This is a genomic window from Streptomyces lushanensis, assembly GCF_001700515.1.
GTDB classification, from domain to species: Bacteria; Actinomycetota; Actinomycetes; order Streptomycetales; family Streptomycetaceae; genus Streptomyces; species Streptomyces lushanensis.
Window position 1 is genome coordinate 1 of the sequence record NZ_MAUD01000591.1, and the last position, 1,943, is coordinate 1,943.

Genomic DNA, 1,943 nt, shown 5'->3' on the forward strand with positions numbered 1-1,943 from the left:
TCGCTGGCCAGAGTGAGGCGGGCCTGTTCCTTGGGCTGGCGGTGCTCCAGTTCGGCAAGCACAGGGCCCATTGCGTGGTCGGCTGCGGCCTGGAGGTGGTGGAGGGCCTGGCGGACGGCCTCGGCCTGGTGGGCGTGCTGCTTGGCCTCGTGCCAGCGCCGGGAGAGGATCGCGGACCAGACGAGGGCGGCGATCAGGGCTGCGAGGGCGCTGCCGTCCGGGCCGGTAGCGGTGTGGATGATGTCGCGGGCTGCGAGGCGTATGGCGTCGCCGGCCCGGTCTTCGGCTCGAATCTGGGAACGTTGGGCGCGGGCGAACGCCTTTGCTGCGGCATGGAGTTCGGCATGCAGGTTGGTCGGCGCCTGCTGGGCGGCAGCCTCGATGAGTTCGCCGAGGGCGGCGATGTGGCCCTGGGAGCGCTCGTCGCCGCTGTCGGCACCGGTGGTGTCGGTGAGCTGGGTGTGGAGAGTATCGAGAGCGGCGGTGGCCTGCTGCCAGGGGGTGGTGGGCCTGTTGCGGCGGGCCGTGGGGTGCTCCTCGGGCACGACAGCTTCCAGACGGGCCCGCAGTTTGGGCAGGGTGAGGTCGGGGGCGATCTTCTTCCCCGGGTGGAAGATCTGCTCGCCCTTCTCATTGAGGTCGCCGGGGCGTCCGGCGGCGTAGCCCAGGAGATCTCCAGAGGGCCCACGCCTGGGCTTGATCGCGACGCCGTCGGCTTCGAGATAAGCGAGGAGTTCTTCGGCCGTGCGGGCGTGGGGGATGGCGGCACGGATACGGTCTTCGAGCCACTGTTGGCTGGTCTGCTCCCAGCCCATGCGCTGGGCCTTGTGCATCTCGGCCTGGGTGGGGCGGCGGCTGCCGGTGCGTTCGCCCTTCTTCAACTGGCGTAGCCCGTAGTCCTTTTCGATCTCCCGGCAAGCGTCGCCGACGCGGAGGCCGCTGTCGTGGAGCTTGGGGCGGCGGCCGTCTTCGCGGACGGTGGTGGCCAGGATGTGGATGTGGTCGTCGGCGTGGCGTACGGCGATCCAGCGGCAGGCCAGGTCGTCGCCGGGCGGGGCGATGCCGGCGGCTTCGACGATGCGCTGGGCTATCTCGCCCCACTCGGCGTCGGAGAGGCAGCGGTCTTCGGGTGCGGCGCGCACGGGGCAGTGCCACACGTGGTCGGTGACCGTACGTCCGAACTCGCTGTTACGCAGCCGTACGGGCTCGTCGAGGTAGCGGGCGAGTTCGGTGAGGGCGGCCCTCTCGTCGCGGCCGGGGTCGGGCATGCCGAGCATCGCGAAGCCCGCGACGATGTGCGGGTCGAGGTGCTCGTCCTGGCGGCCGGGGCCGTAGAGGTAGGCGAGCAGGCCACGGGTGTTGCACCCGGTCGGTTTGATGGCGGCGATCACGCGGACAGCCCCTTTTCTTCCGGCTCGGCCAGTTCGACGGGCTGGCGCAGGGCCTCGCCGATCAGCTCCAGCATCTGCTGGAGTTCGGCCAGGCACTGGCGGATGTCGCGGGGTGTGTAGTCGCTGTTGAGGGCGCGGGCGATCTGGTTGACGTTGACGCCGATGCGGTTGAGCTGGCGCAGTACCTGGGCGCGGAAGTGGTGGGTGCGGCGGCGGTCTTCGGACAGGGGGAGATTGGCGGTGAACCGGCCGGTGATGAAGGCGAGGACGACGTCGGCGGCGAAGCCGGAGTCGCCTTTGTAGCCATGCTCGGCGGCGACGTCTTGGAGGCGGGCATGTTCCTCGCCCAGGAACCGCAGGGGGCCGACGCGTGCATCGCGTTTTTCGCCGGTGAAGCGGCGGATCGTGGGCTGCACGCTCTTCACGGCGGGTTCGCCAGCGGCGGCAACGTCTTCGCGTACGGGGCGGAGGATCTCGCGCTGGACGGCGTGGAGAGTATCCGGGTCGGCGCCGCCCTCGGCCCCGACCCCCCGGCTCGGCGCCCCCTGGCGC

The 1,943-nt window shown here is 70.8% G+C and carries 2 protein-coding genes; both read right to left on the reverse strand.

Annotation, left to right across the window (positions count from 1 at the left end; all coding sequences use genetic code 11):
• On the reverse strand, positions 1–1,391 hold a 1,391-nt coding region (locus BFF77_RS31640; RefSeq protein WP_066956924.1), incomplete at its 3' end, for a relaxase/mobilization nuclease domain-containing protein.
• Positions 1,388–1,943: plasmid mobilization relaxosome protein MobC (gene mobC, locus BFF77_RS31645; RefSeq protein WP_066956927.1), on the reverse strand; the 556-nt coding region annotated here is incomplete at its 5' end. The genes mobC and BFF77_RS31640, both read right to left, overlap by 4 nt.